This is a genomic window from Amycolatopsis pittospori (genome assembly GCF_013870525.1).
Classification (GTDB): Bacteria; Actinomycetota; Actinomycetes; order Mycobacteriales; family Pseudonocardiaceae; genus Amycolatopsis; species Amycolatopsis pittospori.
Map to the genome: position 1 here is coordinate 1 of NZ_JACBXD010000049.1, position 17,641 is coordinate 17,641.

General features: G+C 68.9%; 16 protein-coding genes. 1 reads left to right on the forward strand and 15 read right to left on the reverse strand.

Features of this window, described 5'->3' with window-relative positions; genetic code table 11:
• From H5J31_RS24990 to H5J31_RS25045, 12 genes are all read right to left on the reverse strand, one after another.
• Window positions 1–1,564 (reverse strand): NADH-quinone oxidoreductase subunit G (locus H5J31_RS24990; protein WP_181775077.1); only part of this gene is annotated, 1,564 nt, incomplete at its 3' end.
• Window positions 1,561–2,856 carry an NADH-quinone oxidoreductase subunit NuoF gene (gene nuoF / locus H5J31_RS24995; RefSeq protein ID WP_181775078.1) on the reverse strand — a complete coding sequence of 432 codons (1,296 nt, stop codon included), beginning with the start codon at window positions 2,854–2,856 and terminating at the stop codon, window positions 1,561–1,563. The genes nuoF and H5J31_RS24990, both read right to left, overlap by 4 nt.
• Entirely contained in the window at window positions 2,856–3,743 is an 888-nt protein-coding gene (gene nuoE / locus H5J31_RS25000; protein ID WP_181775079.1) for an NADH-quinone oxidoreductase subunit NuoE, read from the reverse strand. Before nuoE ends, nuoF begins: the two co-directional genes overlap by 1 nt.
• Complete coding sequence (locus H5J31_RS25005; RefSeq protein WP_181775080.1) at window positions 3,740–5,071, reverse strand: NADH-quinone oxidoreductase subunit D; 1,332 nt, start codon at window positions 5,069–5,071, stop codon at window positions 3,740–3,742. The genes nuoE and H5J31_RS25005 overlap by 4 nt, the downstream gene beginning before the upstream one ends.
• On the reverse strand, window positions 5,068–5,829 hold the full coding sequence (locus tag H5J31_RS25010; RefSeq protein ID WP_181775081.1) for an NADH-quinone oxidoreductase subunit C: 762 nt from the start codon (window positions 5,827–5,829) through the stop codon (window positions 5,068–5,070). Before H5J31_RS25010 ends, H5J31_RS25005 begins: the two co-directional genes overlap by 4 nt.
• A 5-nt stretch (window positions 5,830–5,834) precedes the next feature.
• Window positions 5,835–6,383 (reverse strand): NuoB/complex I 20 kDa subunit family protein, encoded by a 549-nt coding sequence (locus H5J31_RS25015; protein WP_005151847.1) that lies wholly within the window; start codon window positions 6,381–6,383, stop codon window positions 5,835–5,837.
• 6 nt (window positions 6,384–6,389) lie between these two features.
• Complete coding sequence (locus H5J31_RS25020; protein ID WP_181775128.1) at window positions 6,390–6,797, reverse strand: NADH-quinone oxidoreductase subunit A; 408 nt, start codon at window positions 6,795–6,797, stop codon at window positions 6,390–6,392.
• A gap of 665 nt (window positions 6,798–7,462) precedes the next feature.
• Window positions 7,463–8,752: a geranylgeranyl reductase family protein gene (locus H5J31_RS25025; RefSeq protein WP_181775082.1), complete on the reverse strand. Its 1,290-nt coding sequence runs from the start codon at window positions 8,750–8,752 to the stop codon at window positions 7,463–7,465.
• Between the two features lie 2 nt (window positions 8,753–8,754).
• Window positions 8,755–9,507: a demethylmenaquinone methyltransferase gene (locus H5J31_RS25030; protein WP_236005375.1), complete on the reverse strand. Its 753-nt coding sequence runs from the start codon at window positions 9,505–9,507 to the stop codon at window positions 8,755–8,757.
• Between the two features lie 68 nt (window positions 9,508–9,575).
• On the reverse strand, window positions 9,576–10,346 hold the full coding sequence (locus tag H5J31_RS25035; RefSeq protein ID WP_181775083.1) for an AfsR/SARP family transcriptional regulator: 771 nt from the start codon (window positions 10,344–10,346) through the stop codon (window positions 9,576–9,578).
• 78 nt (window positions 10,347–10,424) lie between these two features.
• On the reverse strand, window positions 10,425–11,528 hold the full coding sequence (locus H5J31_RS25040) for a glycosyltransferase family 4 protein (RefSeq protein WP_181775084.1): 1,104 nt from the start codon (window positions 11,526–11,528) through the stop codon (window positions 10,425–10,427).
• Between the two features lie 43 nt (window positions 11,529–11,571).
• Window positions 11,572–12,690 (reverse strand): glycosyltransferase family 4 protein, encoded by a 1,119-nt coding sequence (locus H5J31_RS25045; RefSeq protein ID WP_181775085.1) that lies wholly within the window; start codon window positions 12,688–12,690, stop codon window positions 11,572–11,574.
• Window positions 12,691–12,800: 110 nt separating this feature from the next.
• Here H5J31_RS25045 and H5J31_RS25050 point away from each other — a divergent pair, with 110 nt between their 5' ends.
• Complete coding sequence (locus tag H5J31_RS25050) at window positions 12,801–13,631, forward strand: inositol monophosphatase family protein (protein WP_181775086.1); 831 nt, start codon at window positions 12,801–12,803, stop codon at window positions 13,629–13,631.
• Window positions 13,632–13,789: 158 nt separating this feature from the next.
• Here the strand turns inward: H5J31_RS25050 and H5J31_RS25055 are convergent, their stop codons facing one another.
• The 3 genes from H5J31_RS25055 to menD all read right to left on the reverse strand — a co-directional run bounded on the left by H5J31_RS25055 (window position 13,790) and on the right by menD (window position 17,624).
• Window positions 13,790–14,233: a DUF3592 domain-containing protein gene (locus H5J31_RS25055; protein ID WP_181775087.1), complete on the reverse strand. Its 444-nt coding sequence runs from the start codon at window positions 14,231–14,233 to the stop codon at window positions 13,790–13,792.
• Window positions 14,234–14,255: 22 nt separating this feature from the next.
• Window positions 14,256–15,776 carry a M1 family metallopeptidase gene (locus tag H5J31_RS25060; RefSeq protein ID WP_181775088.1) on the reverse strand — a complete coding sequence of 507 codons (1,521 nt, stop codon included), beginning with the start codon at window positions 15,774–15,776 and terminating at the stop codon, window positions 14,256–14,258.
• A 162-nt stretch (window positions 15,777–15,938) separates the two neighbouring features.
• On the reverse strand, window positions 15,939–17,624 hold the full coding sequence (menD, locus tag H5J31_RS25065) for a 2-succinyl-5-enolpyruvyl-6-hydroxy-3-cyclohexene-1-carboxylic-acid synthase (RefSeq protein ID WP_181775089.1): 1,686 nt from the start codon (window positions 17,622–17,624) through the stop codon (window positions 15,939–15,941).
• Window positions 17,625–17,641: the final 17 nt, after the last annotated feature.

Below are 17,641 nucleotides of genomic sequence, written 5' to 3' on the forward strand. Positions count from 1 at the left end.
CGGTGCGCTCCACCAACCGGTGCAGGGCCGAGAACAGGCCGGGGACCTCGGCGGCACGCTCGCCGACGAGGATCACGGACCCTTCGGCCGTCAGTGCCGCGTCGACGTCCTGCGCGTGCTGCGCGATGCCGTCGATCGCCGCGGCTTCGCTGCCCGGCGCGCAGGCCAGCAGCTCACCGAAGGTCTTGCGGACCGAGGAGGTGGTCCACTGTCCCAAGTGGACGACGCGGGTGCGGTTCTTGCGGGCCGCCTTGCGCAGCCGCAGGAACACGATCGGCGCCTCGTCCTCCGGCTCGAACGCCACGCACAGCACGGTGCGCGCCCGCTCGATCTCGCCGAAGGTGACGCCGCTTTCCGGCGTCGTCCCGACCACGTGCGACGCGAGGAAGCTCAGTTCCTCGGCCGAATGCGGGCGGGACCGGAAGTCGATGTCGTTGGTGCCCAAGGCGATCCGCGCGAACTTCGAGTACGCGTAGGCGTCCTCGACGGTCAGCCGGCCACCGGTGAGCACCGCTGCGCCCTTGCCGTCACGCGCCGCGGCCAGTCCGGCGGCGGCCGCACGCAGCGCGTCGGTCCAGGAAGCCTCTTCCAGGACGCCGTCGGCGTTGCGGACCAGCGGACGGCGGATGCGGTCGTCGGCGGAGGCGTAGCGGAAGCCGAACCGGCCCTTGTCGCAGATCCACTCTTCGTTGACCTCGGGGTCGTCGCCCGCGAGCTTGCGCATGACCTTGCCGCGGCGGAAGTCCGTCCGCTCGGCGCAGCCGGACGAGCAGTGCTCGCACACGCTCGGCGAGGACACCAGGTCGAACGGCCGCGAGCGGAACCGGTACGCGGCCGACGTCAGCGCGCCGACCGGGCAGATCTGGATGACGTTGCCGGAGAAGTACGACTGGAACGGGTCACCGGAGGTCGTCCGGGAGGCCATGTCCAGCACGTCGGCCGTCTCGGCGGTGCCGATCTGCTGGTGGGCGCCGCGTTCGAGCAGTTCGATGAACGGGTCGCCGGCGATCTCACGGGAGAACCGGGTGCAGCGCTGGCAGAGCACGCAGCGCTCCCGGTCCAGCAGCACCTGCGAGGAGATCGGCAGCGGCTTCGCGAACGTCCGCTTCGTGTCGACGAAGCGGGACTCCGCGCGGCCGTGCGCGAGCGCCTGGTTCTGCAGCGGGCACTCGCCGCCCTTGTCGCAGATCGGGCAGTCCAGCGGGTGGTTGATGAGCAGCAGCTCCATCACACCCTGCTGGGCCTTGTCCGCGACGGCCGAGGTCAGCTGGGTCTTCACGACCATGCCGTCGGCGACCGTCATGGTGCACGAGGCCTGCGGCTTCGGCATCGGACGGCCGCCCATTTCGACCTCGACGAGGCACTGGCGACAGGCGCCTGCCGGGTCGAGCAGCGGGTGGTCGCAGAAGCGCGGGATGACCGTGCCGAGCCGTTCGGCGGTGCGGATCAGCAGCTCGCCCTTGGGCGCGATGACCGTTTCACCGTCGATGACCAGCTTGACGTGGCCCTCGGGAACCGGAGTGTCCTCAGTGGACGTCCCGGGCTTGTCGGGTGCGATCGTCATGCCTGCGCCCCCACCAGTTCCTGCTCCTGCTTCGGAGCCTTGTTCTTTTCACACAGCGCCAGGAATTCATCCCGGAAGTACTTGATCCCGCTCTGGATCGGCGAGACCGCGCCGTCACCGAGGGCGCAGAACGAGCGGCCGAGGATGTTGTCGCAGACGTCGAGGAGGGTGTCGATGTCCTCTTCGGTGCCGTTGCCCTCGACCATGCGCTCCAGGATCTGCGCCAGCCAGTAGGTGCCCTCGCGGCACGGCGTGCACTTGCCGCAGGACTCGTGCTCGTAGAACTGCGTCCACTTCATCACGGCCCACGGCACGGAAACGGTCTCGTTGAAGACCTGCACGGCCGTCGTGCCCAGCATCGACCCGGCTTCCGCCGCGCCTTCGAAGTCCAGCGGGACATCGAGGTGTTCCTTGGTGAACATCGGCGTGGAAGAACCACCCGGCGTCCAGAACTTCAGCGGGACGCCGTCCTTCATGCCGCCCGCCATGTCGAGCAGCTCGCGCAGCGTGGTGCCGAGCGGGCACTCGTACTGGCCGGGCTTCTCGACGTGACCGGAGATCGAGTAGATCTTCGGGCCGGGCGACTTCTCGCGGCCCATCTGGCGGAACCAGTCCGAGCCACCGTTGATGATGTACGGCGCGCTGGCGATGGTCTCGACGTTGTTGACCGTGGTCGGCGCGGCGTAGAGACCCGCGGCGGCCGGGAACGGCGGCTTGAGCCGCGGCTGGCCGCGACGGCCTTCCAGCGAGTCCAGCAGCGCCGTCTCCTCGCCACAGATGTACGCCCCGGCGCCCGCGTGCACGGTGATGTCGAGGTCGAATCCGGAGTCGAGGATGTTCTTGCCGAGGTAACCCGCTTCGTAGGCCTCGCGCACGGCCGCGTTGAGACGGCGGATGCAGTGCAGCGCCTCGCCGCGGACGTAGATGAAGCAGTGGTGGGACCGCATCGCGTACGAGGCGATGATGCAACCCTCGATGAGCGAGTGCGGGTCCGCCATCATCAGCGGGATGTCCTTGCAGGTACCCGGCTCGCCCTCGTCGGCGTTGATGACGAGGTAGTGCGGCTTGTCCTCGTTCGGGGGCATGAAGGACCACTTGATGCCCGCTGGGAAGCCCGCGCCGCCCCGGCCGCGGAGGCCGGAATCCTTGACCAGCTGGACGATCTGCTCGGGAGTGCCCTTGAGCGCCTTGCGGATCGCGGTGTAGCCCTCAAGGGCCTCGTAGGACTGGATCGTCCAGGAGTTGGGCGAAAGCCAGCGCTTCGTGAGGACCGGAGTGATGGGGTCTGCCATTACTTCTTCTCCCCTGTTTTAGAGGGCACAGCAGGCAGTGGGACGTCCTTCAGCGCGGGCGCGGTCCAGCCGCGGTCTTGCGCGACCTGCGCTCCCCGCAGGGTTTCGACGGCCTGCGAAGGACCATCGACGTCCGTGCGGTACTGCTGCGCGTCCTCCGGGAAGAACCCGGCGAGCTGCAGTTCGGCACCCTTGAAGTTCGTCAGCGGCGCGCCACGCGTCGGAGCCGGCTTCTTGCCCGCCTGCAACGCGTCGACCAGCGCGACGGCCTTGTCCTCGGTCTGGTTGTCGAAGAACTCGTAGTTGACCTGGATCACCGGGGCGAGGTCGCAGGCCGCGAGACATTCGGCGTGTTCGAGGGTGATCGAGCCCGGCTCGTTCGGCGTCCCCGCGGTCTCGTTGTGTCCCAACGGCTTCTCGTCGGAACCGAGATGCGTCTGGAGCTTCTTGTAGATCGCGTCGCCGCCCATGGCCGCGCACAGCGTGTTGGTGCAGACGCTCACCAGGTGCTCGCCGCACGGGCGGCGCTTGTACATGGTGTAGAACGTCGCGACCGCGCTGACCTCGGCGTCGGACAGGTCCAGCTGCGAAGCGCAGAAGGAGATGCCCTCCTGGCTCACGTAACCCTGCACCGACTGCACGAGGTGCAGCAGCGGCAGCAGCGCCGAGCGCGACTGCGGGTAGCGCGAGATCAGGTTCTGCGCCTTGGCGTGGATGTCGGCGTCGAAGATGTCTTCGGGCTTCGCGTTCTCAAGGATCCCTTCCGCGAGGGCGGGATCCGGCGAGATCGCGATGACGTCGACGTCACCACCGGCGGCGGCGTGGGTCTGCTCCGCCTGACGGGTGCCCGGTTCGGGCGTCGGCGTCTTTTCGGGCTGGTTGCTCAACGGTCCACTCCCCCCATGACGGGGTCGATCGAAGCGATGGCGGCGATGACGTCCGCCACCAGGCCGCCTTCGGCCATCGCGGGCATCGACTGCAGGTTGATGAAACTCGGTTCGCGCACGTGGACCCGCAGCGGCCTGGTGCCGCCGTCGGACACGAGGTGCGCGCCGAGCTCGCCGCGCGGCGATTCCACCGTCGAGTAGGCCTGACCCGCCGGGACCTTGAAGCCCTCGGTGACCAGCTTGAAGTGGTGGATCAGCGATTCCATCGACTGGCCCATGATCTTGCGGACGTGCTCGAGCGAGTTGCCCATGCCGTCGCTGCCGATCGAGAGCTGCGCCGGCCAGGCGACCTTCTTGTCCTCGACCATGACCGGGCCCGGTTCGAGCTTCTTCAGGCACTGCTTGATGATCCGCAGGCTCTGGTGCATCTCCTCGACGCGGATCAGGTACCGCGCCCAGCAGTCCGCGTCGGTCGAGGTCGGGATGTCGAACTCGAACTCGTCGTAGCGGGAGTACGGCTCCGTCTTGCGCAGGTCCCACGGGAGACCGGCACTGCGCAGCACCGGACCGGTGACCCCGAGCGCGAGGCAGGCGTCCACCGGCAGGTAGCCGACGCCCTTGAGCCGGTTGCGCCAGATCGGCTGACCGGTGAAGAGCTTGTCGTACAAGGGAAGCCGCTCGTCCATCGTCTTGACGAACGCGCTGACCACCTCGTGGTAGTCGGCGGGCATGTCCTGCGCGAGACCGCCGGGGCGGATGAACGCGTGGTTCATCCGGAGACCGGTGAGGTGCTCCAGCAGGTGCAGGACCTCTTCGCGCTCACGGAACCCGAGCGTCATCGCCGTGGTGGCACCGAGTTCCATCCCGCCGGTGGCGATGTAGACCAGATGCGAGCCGATGCGGTTGATCTCCAGCAGCATCACGCGCAGCAGTTCGGCGCGGCGCGGGGCCTGGATGCCGAGCAGCTTCTCGACCGCGAGGCAGTACGCCAGTTCCGTGGAGAGCGGCGCGAGGTAGTCCATGCGCGTCACGAACGTGACGCCCTGGGTCCACGTGCGGTACTCGCAGTTCTTCTCGATCCCGGTGTGCAGGTAGCCGATGACCGAGCGGAGCTGGGTGACGGTCTCGCCCTCCATCTCCAGCACGAGCCGGAGCACGCCGTGCGTCGACGGGTGCTGCGGGCCCATGTTGATGACCATGCGCTCGTCGTGGCGCGAGTCCTCGATGACGTCTTCCCAGTCACCGCCGGAAACGGAGTAGACGCGGCCTTCGGTGGTGTCCCGGGAATCGGCTTCGGGGACTTCGGTTGCTTCTTCGTGAATGCTCACGAGTAAGACCTCCGCTGATCCGGCGGCGGGATCTCCGCGCCCTTGTATTCGACCGGGATCCCGCCGAGCGGGTAGTCCTTGCGCTGGGGGTGGCCGTCCCAGTCGTCCGGCATGAGGATGCGGGTCAGTGCCGGGTGACCGTCGTAGACGATGCCGAACATGTCCCAGGCTTCCCGCTCCTGCCAGTCGGCCGTCGGGTAGAGCCCGACCAGCGACGGGACGTGCGGGTCCTCGATGTCGAGGGTGACCTCGATGCGGATCCGGCGGCGGTAGGTCATCGACGTGAAGTGGTAGACCGAGTGCAGCCGCTGCGGGACGTCGACGCCGTAGTCCACGCCGGACAGCGAGCTGAGCAGCTCGAACCGGAGACCTTCGTCGTCGCGCAGGGTCCGCGCGATCTCGACGAGGTGCTCGCGGGCGACGTAGAAGGTGATCTCGCCGCGGTCGACCGTCGTCTGCAGGATCGCGTTCGCCGGAACCTTGTTGTCCGCCAAGGCCGCGTAGAACTCGTCGGCGAACTCGTCGAACCAGCCGCCGTACGGGCGCTCCGCCGGAGGCGGGCTGTACGCCGGGAGCCGGACACCGCCGTAGCCGGAGGTGTCACCGGTGCCGTGCACGCCGAACATGCCCTGGCGCTCTTTACCGGTGACGACCGGCTCGGCCGGGCGGACGCCCTGCGGCTCGAGGCCGCCTTCGGGCCGGTCGGCGCTGGACTGCTCGCCGCCGGTTTCCGGGGTTTCTGGGGTCTCTTCAGGCACGTCGCTCACTTCTTCGCGTACTTGATCGAGGAGGCGATCAGCTCGGTGCGCTCACCGCTGGCGGCGCGGATCGCGGCCCGGCGGGCGTTGATCGGCTCGTCCTGGATCTTGGCGTGCAGCTTCAGGATCGCGTCGAGCAGCATTTCCGGGCGCGGCGGGCAACCGGGGAGGTACATGTCGACCGGGACGATGTGGTCGACACCCTGCACCACGGCGTAGTTGTTGAACATCCCGCCGGAGGAGGCGCAGACGCCCATCGCCAGCACCCACTTGGGCTCGGCCATCTGGTCGTAGATCTGGCGGAGCACCGGCGCCATCTTCTGCGTGACACGGCCGGCGACGATCATCAGATCCGCCTGGCGCGGCGTCGCGCTGAAGCGCTCCATGCCGAATCGCGCGATGTCGTAACGGGAACCGCCGACGGTCATCATCTCGATCGCGCAGCACGCGAGACCGAAGGTGGCAGGCCACATCGAGTTCTTGCGCGCCCAGTTGACCAGGCCCTCAAGACTCGCGAGAAGGATGCCGTTGGGGAGTTTTTCTTCGAGGCCCATGCTTCTCTAGTTCCAATCCAGGCCGCCGCGACGCCACACGTAGGCGTACGCGAAACCGACCGTCGCGATGAACAGCACGATCTCCACCAGGCCGAACATGCCCAGCGCGTCCGCGGAGACCGCGAACGGGTAGAGGAAGACCATCTCGATGTCGAACAGGATGAACAGCATCGCGGTGATGTAGTACGCGACCGGCATCCGGCCGCCGCCGACGACCGGCTGCGGCGACGGTTCGATACCGCATTCGTAGGCCGCGAGCTTCGCCTTGTTGGCCCGGCTCGGGCCGACCAGCGGGCCGAGCAGCACCGACAGCACCGCGAATCCGAGAGCGAGGACGAACAGCAGGACCAAGGGGAGGTACATATCCAGGTTGGGCACCGAAGGGGTGCCGGCCTGGGTCAGCACGGGCAACATCAGCACGGGGTTTTCGCCATCCTTTCCGCGCCGCTGCGGTTTTCGAGTCGGGGTTCACCGCTTCCCTGGTCGGCACCCTAAGTCACCTGGGTCACACCGCCGAGGGTTAGGCAACCCTTACGGGCCGTGCATGACGACCCCCTTGCTTGTGAAATAGTTCACAAGCCTCCCGTCGAGGATGTGAAGCGATTCACAAAGCATGGCCCGAGTGTAGGACGTGACTCACATTCTTGTCCCTAGGCCCCGTGCTATAAGGCTGCCCTAACTTGACCGCACGGCCAGTACGGTTACTTCCTCCGTGCGGTACCGGTGACCTGCGACGTCGTTCCCAAGATCGACTGCGATGAGGGTTTTGACCGGTTGTGTCCTGTGACCGATACCACTGTGGAGGGTGCTCCAGCGCTGGTCCAGACGTGTGGAGACCAGCGCCATCAGTCGCCTGATCGCGGCCGTCTCCAAGCGTGTGAAGGCCTCTTTCCTTCGGCTGAGCCGAGGGAAAGAGGCCTTCACACGCTTGAGTGTGGGTGAGTCGGTGCCTGCCGTCGATGGCCCCGCGGGATGTTGCGAAAGCCACTTTCGCAACCCTCAACGTTGCGAAAGTGGCTTTCGCAACCCCTCGTCCGGGAGAGAGCAGTCGCAAGTAGGTGACTACTTGCGCCGACGGGTCAGCGAGGCGTGGGGGTGGCTCGCGCCAGCGCGGCGATGAGGCGGTCGACGCCGTCCCCGCCCTTGGCGTCGTAGCAGCCCGAGAGTCCCTTGTAGACCAGCGGAAGGATCGAGTTGATCCGCAGCCCGTACTTCGTCGCGGCGTGCATGATCTTCGGCTTCCCGATCAGCTTCGCGAAGACGTTGCCGAGCCGGTAGTAGCCGCCCATCAGCTCCCCGACAGCGCGCGGGTAGCCCTCCAGCGCACGCTCGCGCGAAGGCCCTTCGCGCCGCGCCAGGGCCTGGACGACGAACTCCGACGCCAGCTGCGCGGACTCCATCGCGGCCGAGATGCCCTCGCCGTTGAACGGGCTGACCATGCCGCCGGCGTCGCCGAGGAGCAGCAGGCCGTCGCGATAGTGTGGGGTGCGGTTGAAGCCCATCGGGAGTCCGGCGCCGCCGACCTTGCCGATGGCGTTCTCCTCGCGGTAGCCCCATTCCTCGGGCGTCCCGTCGAGCCACTGGCGCAGCAGCGCGCGGTAGTCGGTGCTGCGGAACGCGGCCGACGTCGACAGCATGCCGAGGCCGACGTTCACCGTGCCGTCGCCGAGCGGGAACGCCCAGCCGTAGCCGGGCAGCAGCTTCGGGTCGCGTGGGTCCGAGCGGTCCCACAGCTCCAGGTGGCCCTCGATGAACGGGTCGTCGTGGCGCGGGCTCTTGTAGTACTGCCGCACCGCGACACCCATCGGGCGCTTCTCGTTCTTCTGGATGCCGACGCTCAGCGCGAGCCGCGCGGAGACGCCGTCGCAGGCCAAGACCAGCGGAGCGCGGTAGCTCACCGGTGTCTTCTCCGGGCCGACCTTCGCCTCGACGCCGATCACGCGGCCTGTCGGGCTGGTGATCGCACCGGTGACGGTGGTGCGCTCGTACAGCCGCGCGCCCGCCTTGACCGCGGTCTTCGCGAGCAGGTCGTCGAAGTCCTGACGAGTACGCGAAACGCCGTACGGCGGGTAGCTGGTCAGGTCCGGCCAGTCGAGTTCGAGCGTCAGCTCGCCGGTGAGGATGCGCAGACCGCGGCTGTGCACCCAGCCCGCGTCCTCGCTGGTGTCGATGCCGAGGTCGATCAACTGCTTGACGCCGCGTGGGGTCAAGCCGTCGCCGCACACCTTCTCGCGCGGGAACTCGGTCTTCTCCAGCAGCAGCACGTCGACGCCCGCGCGGGCGAGGTACGTGGCGGCGGTGGAGCCGGCCGGTCCGGCACCGACGACGATGACTTCGGCGTCGTGGTCAGCGTTGCGACGGGTGGTCATGCTTACGAATCTACAGTCGAGCGAAGCTCGTCCGTTGAGGGTGGCGGCGGGGAGGGAGGCGGAGTTACGGATGGCTTCTTCGCGCGGTGGATGGCGACGACGCCGAACGTGAGGTTCAGCCACTCCACCTCGGTCCACCCGGCGCTCGCGATGATCTCGCCGAGCGTGCGCTGATCCGGCCACGCGAGCATGGATTCGGCCAGGTAGGAGTACGCCTCGGGGTTCGTCGAGGTCCGGCTGCCGACCCAGGTGAGCAGCCGCAGGATGAACTTCCGGTGCAGGAACCGGATCGGCGGGAATGTGGGCGTCGACACTTCGCAGACGACCAGGCGCCCGCCCGGTTTGACCACACGCGCGATCTCGGTGAGCGCGGCCTTGGTGTCGACGAAGTTCCGCAGCGCGAGCGAGATGGTGACCGCGTCGAAGCTGCCGTCGGCGAACGGCAGCTTCAACGCGTCGGCGGCGACCATCGGCACGCCGCGGTGCTTACCCGCCTTGAGCATGCCGACCGAGAAGTCCGCGGCGAGACACCAGGCTCCGTTGCGCGCGTACTCGACGGTGGACACGCCGGTGCCCGCCGCCAGGTCCAGCACCTTCTCGCCGCGTTTGGCGTCCAGCACCCGTGCGGTGGTGGTGCGCCAGCGGCGGTCGAAGCCGAAGGTCATGAACGAATTCGCGCGGTCGTAGCCGTCCGCGACGTCGTCGAACATGGCGGCGACTTCGTGCGGATCCTTGTCAAGACTCGCTCGGGACATGCTCGAACTTTAACCCCGAGCTCCTGAGACACGTCGGCCAAGCGGGAGCAAAGCGGCGCGCCGTAGGGTCACCTGGCCCGGTGAAGCAACGCCGGGGCTCGGTGCGCACCGGCCCCCGCGACCTCGCCGGAGAGGATCCGCCGCTCCAGGAACCGCAGTTCCGGCCCCGGTTCGAGGCCGAGCTGACCGATCGAGACCCGGCGAGCGCGCCGGTAGGCCGCCAGCGCGTCGGACGTGCGCCCGGCCCGCCAGAGAGCGTCCATCAGGAGGTACTGGGCACGCTGCCGCAGCGGATGCCGCCGCACCAGATCCGCGAGTTCGACGGCCGCGCTCGCATACCGTCCGAGGTCGAGTTCCGCCTGGTAGAGCTCTTCGAGCAGGACCAGCCGGTGCTCCGAAAGCCGCATCGTCTCGTCCGAGAGCAGCGGGACGTCCAGACCTTCGTACGGCGCGCCTTGCCAATGCGTGAGCGCCTGCCGGATCAGCGACGCGCGCTGCGCGGGATCCGCGGACCTCAAGGCCTGGCTGCCCAGCGTCTCGAAGGTCTCGACGTCGAGTTCGCCGGGGTGGACCTCCAGGCGGTAGCCGCCGTTGTCGAACCCGAGCCGTTCGCCCTCGGGCAGGGTCTGCCGCAGCTTGTGGACGTGCCAGTGCAGCTTCGGCACGGCCCTCGGCTCCCAGCGGCTTTCCCACAGGGCTTCGGTGAGCACGTCCACCGGAACGAAAGTGTTCGCCCGGACCAGGAGCACCCCGAGCAGTGTTCTTCTCATCCGTCCGCGCAGCGGGACCGACCGCGGACCGGAAGAGATGGTGAACGTCCCCAGTACTTCGAACCTCACGTGCCGTCCTCTCGCTCGATGGCTGAGGGGACGATGAATGCCGGTTGTACAAAAGTGATACAAATGATCTTGGGGTAATCAGACGAGCGCGGAGAGCATTCCCTGAACCGACTTCGGCCAGGCGAATTCCTCGGCCCGCGCCCGTGCGGCCGCACGCCTCGCGTCCTCCGGACCGTCCAGCAGTCCGGTGACGGCGCCCGCGAACGCCGTCGCGTGATCGTCGACGGCAGCACCGCAGCCCGGGCCCACGATCTCCCGCAGCGCGGACGACGCCGAGACCACCACCGGCGTCCCGGAAGCGAGCGCCTCCAACGCGGCCAGCCCGAACGTCTCGTGCGGTCCGGGCGCGAGGGAGACGTCGGCGCTGGCCAGCAGGCGTGCGACGTCGCCGCGACCGGCGAGGAAGCCGAGGAAGGTCACCGGAAGCCCGCGCGCCCGTCGTTCCAGCGCCCGGCGGCGAGGGCCGTCGCCGGCGATCACGAGCCGCACGCGATGCCCGGCCTCGGTCAGCTCGGCGACCGTGTCCACGCTGCGCTCGACGTGCTTCTCCGGCGATAACCGTCCACAGTGGACGATCAGCGCGTCGGCGTTCCCGGACAGCGTGTGCCGCCACCCGTCGTCACGCCGGGCCGGGGTGAACGTCGCGAGGTCGACGCCGAGCGGGACGCGGCGCACGTTCGGCGCGGCGATCCGGTCGAATTCCGCGCGGGCGAACGCCGTCGTGCAGACGACCGTGTCGTAGTGCCGTGCCATCCGCCGGTTCGCGGCGTCGGCGACGCGGCGCGCGAACGGCTCCGGCATCAGGAACTGCTCCAACAGCCTGTCGAGCCGCTCATGCGAGATCACCATGCTGGGCACGCCGTTGCGCTGGGCCCAGACGCCCATTCCGCGCAGCGTGAGCCGGTCGGACACTTCCAGTCTGTCCGGTTCCAGCCGTCTCAGGACCGCGCGGACCCGGTGCGGGTCGACGGCGCGATAGCCGCCCGTACCCGGGATCTGCGGTGCCGGAAGGGAAAACCGGCGGACTCCCGACGGCAACGTCTCGTCCGCGTAGTGCCGTCCAGGCACCACGAGGGTCACCTGATGTCCGCTCGCCACATAGCCCGCGCCGAGGTGGTGCAGCGCCGTCCGCAATCCGCCCGAGCGCGGCCCGTAGAAGTTGGCCAGCTGGACTATATGCATTCGAGCCCGCCTGGTGCCCGGACCGTTCCCAGCCGCTGCATCTTCAGGCCGCGCGAGCGACTTTGCCCTGGACGGCCTCGTAGTGGCCGACCAGTTCCCGGCAGACCGCGGGCCAGGTCCGGCCCAGCACCACCTTGCGTGCCTTCTCCCCCAGCCTGGCGCGCAACGCGTCGTCGCGGAGGTCGTGCACCTTGTCCACCAGCGTCGTCGCGAATCCGGCCCGGTCGGCGGGCAGCAGGAAGCCGGTGCGGCCGGGCAGGACGAGGTCCTTCGGGCCGCCCGCGTTCGGCGCGAGCACCGGCAGCCCGGAGGCCATCGCCTCCTGGATGGCCTGGCAGAACGTCTCGTGCGGTCCTGTGTGGACAAAGACGTCGAGACTCGCGTACGCGGCGGAAAGCTCTTCGCCGTATCGGGCGCCGAGGAACGCCGCTCCCGGGATGCGTTCGCGCAGCATCGGCAGTTCCGGGCCGTCGCCGACGACGACCACGCGGATCCCGTCGATCCCGGCCAGCGCCGTCAGCCGTTCGACCTCTTTTTCGGGCGCCAGCCTGCCGACGAAACCGACCAGCAGCTCACCGTTCGGCGCGAGCTCGGCCCGCAATGCCGGACTCGCGTGCACCGGCGAGAACCGGTCGATGTCGACGCCGCGCGCCCAGCGGTGCACCCGCGGGATCCCGTGCAGTTTCAGCTGTTCCACCGAATCCGACGACGGCGCGAGCGTCCGGTCGGCCCGCGAATGCAGGCGGCGCACCCAGCGCCAGGCCGCGCGGGCCGCGATACCGAAGCCGTACGCGGCGGCGAAACCGGCGATGTCGGTCTGATACACCGCGACACACGGCACACGCAGCCGTCTGGCCGCGGCGAGCCCGCGGGCACCGACCACGAACGGCGACGCGAGGTGGACCACGTCCGGCCCGAAATCGGCGAGGGCGGTCAGCACGGTCCGGGTCGGCACGCCGACCGGGAGCGAGTTCACGCCGGGGAAGTCGAGGGCGGGAATACGCACGACCGGGGCGCCGAGGTACTCCCCGGGACCCGGTCCCGGGGCGATGATCAGCACGTCGTGCGCGCGTTCGCGGAGGTGTTCCACGACGCGGAGCACGGAGTTGGTCACGCCGTTCACCTGGGGCAGGAAACTTTCGGTGACTATCGCGACTCGCACGGCCTCACTGTCGCATCCGGTTGTGACGCCCACGCCAACAAAAACAGAACAGACGACATGTCATCTCATGGTCGTGTTCCGGAAACCAGTTTCGGCCACACTAGGCAGGCATGACCCTCCTGTCGTCAAGGCCGCCGCAGCCCGTCGAGCCCGGGTTGCTGTCGAGGGCCCTCGAAGTGGCCGGGCGGCTGGCCAACGACGCGACCGACGTGATCACCGCGACCGCCGGACGAGGCGCGCACCCCGATCTGAAGGACTCACCCTTCGATTGGGTCACCGACACCGACCGCATCCTCGAACGCCACACCCGCCGCGTGCTGACCGCGGAATTCCCCGGCATCCCCGTCGTCGGCGGTGAATTCGGCGCCGACCACGGGGCCGACGTCGCCGAATACCGCTGGGTCGTCGACCCCGTCGACGGCACCGCGAACTACGTCGCCGGCGTCCCCTGGTGCGCGTACAGCCTCGCGTTGATCGACGCTTCGGGACCGGTGGTCGGCGTCGTCGCCGACCCGTACCGCGCCCAGATCTACGCCGCCGCCCGCGGCCGCGGCGCCCGCGCCAACGGCAAACCGATCCGGCTGACCGACCGCTGCGGGACGGCCGGGGCGATCGTCTGCACCGAACTCACCCGCAAGGGCGTCTGGCCCGGAATGGGCGACTTCATCGAACGCGCCGCCGCCGCGCACGCCGGAGTGCGGGTGCTGGGCTCGGCGGCGCTGTCGATCGCGCAGGTCGCGCTGGGCCACGCGGCCGCCGCGGTGCTGCACAGCTACCGCGAATGGGACGTCGCCGGCTCGGTCGCGCTGGCCATCGAGGCGGGAGCCGTGGTGCTGGACCGGCACGGCGAAGACACGGCACTGCCCGTCGACGCGCTTCTGGTGGCGGCTCCGGGCGTGGCCGACGAGATCCTGGGGTGGTGGCAGACGTCCGTCGGCTGAGTTCACCTTCTGATCACGCGTGACGTCCGTCCGATCACGCGTGCCGTCCGTCTAGTCACGCGTGACGTCCGTCCAGGCACAAGAGCCATACGTGCGGAAACGGCGAACTCGCGTGATCAGACGGACGGCACGCGTGTCTGGATGGACGACTCGCGTGATCAGACGGACGACTCGGCGCGCGAGCGGGCGTTCAGCCGCCGGATCCACCACAGCAGCGGCCCGGCGACCAGCCAGGTGAAGAAGATCATGCTGCCCAGCGGCAGCAGCGTGTTCGACGCCGAGCGCCCGGCCACCCGCGCGAGTTCCGGGTCGCCGACGTCGTACTCGATGTTCACCAGCTGCCCGGCGGCCAGCCCGGCCGGGTAGAGGACGCCGTTGGCCGGGCTGTGCACGATGCCGTCGGGAGTGGCGTAGTTGATGATCGTGCGGTCGAACGTCACCGATTCGACCTGCGCGGTCGCCTGCCCGAGTTCCGCTTCGATCGCGCTGTCGTTGCGGAAGGCGGCGAACAGCAGCGAGACGCCGAGCACGGTGACGAGTGAGGCGACAACGAGGGCGGCATACCACCCGATGCGCCTCACCCGCTCCGCTTTGGCCGTCACGCCGCGAGCGTAGCGCTACCCGTCAGTGGGCGTGTCGCTCGCCGAGGAATTCGTGCGTCGCCTTGATCTGCGGCCAGGACTTGGGCGCGACCGGAGCCGCGGCCGCCCGAAGAGCGCTCGCCGGTGTCCCGTTAGGACTCACCGAGGGCTTGCCCTTGGTGTAGAGCCAGGTCTGGAACAGGTCGTACAGCGGCTTGCCCGAGATCTTCTCCGCCAGCGCGATGAACTCTCCGATCACCGCCGACTTGTGCTTCTTCGCCTGCTGCCAGGTCTTCAGGATCCGGAAGAACGTGTCGTCACCCACAGCCTTGCGCAACGCGTGCACCGCGAGGGCGCCGCGGTCGTAGACGGCCGCGTGGAACTGGTTCTCCGCGCCCGGGTCGGCGGGCAGGACCTGCCAGAACGGGTCGTCGGCCGGAGCCGAGTCGTAGATGTACTGCGCGAGTTCGTCGGCGGTGCCCTCGCCGGTCTCCTCCGACCACAGGAACTCGCCGTAGGAGGCGAAGCCCTCGTTCAGCCAGATTTCGCTCCACTTGCCGAGCGTGACGTTGTCGCCGAACCACTGGTGCGCCTGCTCGTGGGCCACGATCGAGGTGTTCGAGCCGGAGCGGAACGCCCTAGCGCCGTACACCGGCCGGGTCTGGTTCTCCAGCGCGAAGGTGATGCCGGTGGTGACGACGCCGCCCTGTGCCTCGAACGGATAAGGCCCGAACTTCGACGCCAGGACCTCGGTGATCTCCGGCGTCCGCTCGATGCTGGTCTTGGCCGCGCCGAGCGATTCGCCGAGGTCCGCGCCGTAGGCGGTGATGAACGGCTTGCCGTCCGGCGTGGTCTGCTCGTTCACCTCGAACTTGCCGACCTCCAGCGACGTGAGGTACGTCGCCTGCGGTTTGGTGCTGCGCCAGTTCCAGCGCGTCCACCCCGGCCGCTGGACCGTCTTGCGCACGAGCGAGCCGTTGGACAAGGCCGCGACGTCGTTCGGCACCTCGACGGAGATGTCGTAGGTGGCCAGGTCGGTCGGGTGGTCGTTGGACGGGAACCACCAGGCCGCGCTCTGCGGCTCGTCGACGGCCAGCGCGCCGTCCGGGGTCTTCTTCCAGGCGGTGAAGCCGTCGATCTTCACCTTCGACGGCGTGTCCGCGTAGGCCACGACGACGGTCGCGGTCTGGCCCTTCTTCAGCGGAGCGGCCGGGGTGACGCTCAGCTCGCCGGTGCCGTCGGTCGACGTCGCGAACTGCGCGGGCCGGTTGTTGACCCGGACACTCGTCACCTTGAGCCCGAAGTCGAGGTTGAACCGCGAAAGGTCCTGTGTCGCGGTGAGCAGGATCGTCGTGGACCCGGAAAGCAGGTCGGTCGAGGGCTGGTAGGTCAGCCGCAGGTCGTAGTGCCCGACGTCGTAGCCCCCGTTTCCGGCGTGCGGGTAGTACGGGTCACCGACGCCGATCGAGCCGGGCGCGGGTGCGGCGACGGCAGTGCCCACGAGCAGCACCGAGACGACGCCCGCGGTCAAACCGGCGAAGCCGGCGCGAGTCTTCAAGCGCATTGCGAATCCCTCCCAGGATTTGTCTGCGCGCTCGAACGTAGCCAGATGATCAGCACGGAGACACGTCCGAAGGAGGGGTTCCTAGCCTCTGGGACTGAGACGGAAATTCCATCCATGCCCCCGCCACCGCCCTCAACGGACGTGCTTCGCACGCGAATCACTTCATACAGCCCGCACCGCGGAAGACACCGCCGTACGGAGTCGCGCGTGCAGCTCACGGTGGCGCGTCCGGTCCACTCTGACCTCCACCACTCGCAGACCTGGCGCGGGCTTCAGGGCCGCCCGGAACTCGGTGAGCGTCTCCGCGACGACGTGCGGGACGCGGTAGCCCGCGCACAGCGCGCCGAGATCGGCGCCGTGCGGCGTGCCGAAGACGCGTTCGAAGCTGGCGTTGTGCTCGGGCGCGCCCTGCTCCAGGAGCGAGAAGATGCCGCCGCCGTCGTCGTTGAGCACCACGATCGTGAGATCGGGGCGCTGCTCCGCGGGCCCTGTCAGCAGGCCGCTCGCGTCGTGCAGGAACGTGAGATCACCGAGCAGGGCGTACGAATGTCCCCTGTGGACGGTCGCGGCGCCGATCGCGGTCGACACCATGCCGTCGATCCCGGCGACGCCGCGGTTGCGGTGCACCAGCACGTCCGGCCGCAGGCGTCCGGCGAGCGCGACGTCGCGGGTCGGGTTGGACGAGCCGACGACCAGCAGCGACCCCTCCGGAACGGCGTCGATCAGCTCGGAGGCGAGGCGCAATCCGCTCGGCCACGGTTCGCCCGCCAGCGCTTCGGCGACCGCCGACGACGCCGCCTTGTCCGCGCGCTGCCAGCTCGCGAGCCACTCCGGATCGGCGGGTTTGGTCGGCTCGTCGAACCACTGCCCGACCTGGCGGACGTTGTGCGCGGGCGCCGGCCAGTCCGAATCGGGCCGGACCAGCAGCACCTCGACGTCGGGATCGGACAGGACCCGCTGGACCTGCCGGAACACCGTCGGACGGCCGATGCACAGCACCTGCTCGGGCTTGTGCCGCGAGATGAACTCCTCGACACCGAGCAGCCAGGCGCCGTGCGAGATCGCCGTCGCCCCCGCCAGCCCGATGCCGCCGGTCTCCGAGACGACCGGCCAGCCGTGCAGCTCGGCCCATTCACTGGCGGCCTGCACGCCGGTGTCGCACGCGATGACCAGGCCCGAACGAGCCGAAGGCACCACGAAGGACGGAAGCGCGCCGAAGTCGGGAAGTTCGGTCCAGCGAGCGCCGTCGGGACGTCCTTCGAGTGACTCGAACCACTCGCCGGCCTTGTCACCGTCGTCGAGGTCCGGCACGAGCGGTTCGCGGAACGGGATGTTCAGATGCACCGGCCCGCAGCGCCATTCGCCGTACGCGGCGTTCCAGGCGCGGCAGATCTGGCCGCGCCAGTACGAGTTCTGCCCGGCACGGCGTTCGGCGACGGCGAGCTCGTCGAAGTAGCGGATGGCGTTGCCGTAGAGCTGGTGCTGGTCGATGACCTGGCTCGCCCCGGCGGCCCGCAGCTCGGGCGGGCGGTCGGCGGTCAGGACGATCAGCGGGACGCCGGCGCGGTCGGCCTCCAGGACGGCGGGGTGGAAGTTCGCGGCCGCGGTACCCGAGGTGCACAGTACGGCCACCGGACGGCCGGTGCGCGCGGCGATACCGAGGGCGAGGAAGGCGGCGCCGCGTTCGTCGATGCGGACGTGCAGCTGGAGGCGTCCGGCCGCCGCCGCGTCGTACAGCGCGATCGAGAGCGGGGCGTTGCGGGAGCCGGGACAGAGCACGACGTGGGAAACGGTGTTGCGGACGAGCTCGTCGACGATGACCCTGGCCTGCGCGGTGGAAGGATTCACCGGCAGACCTCGGGTTT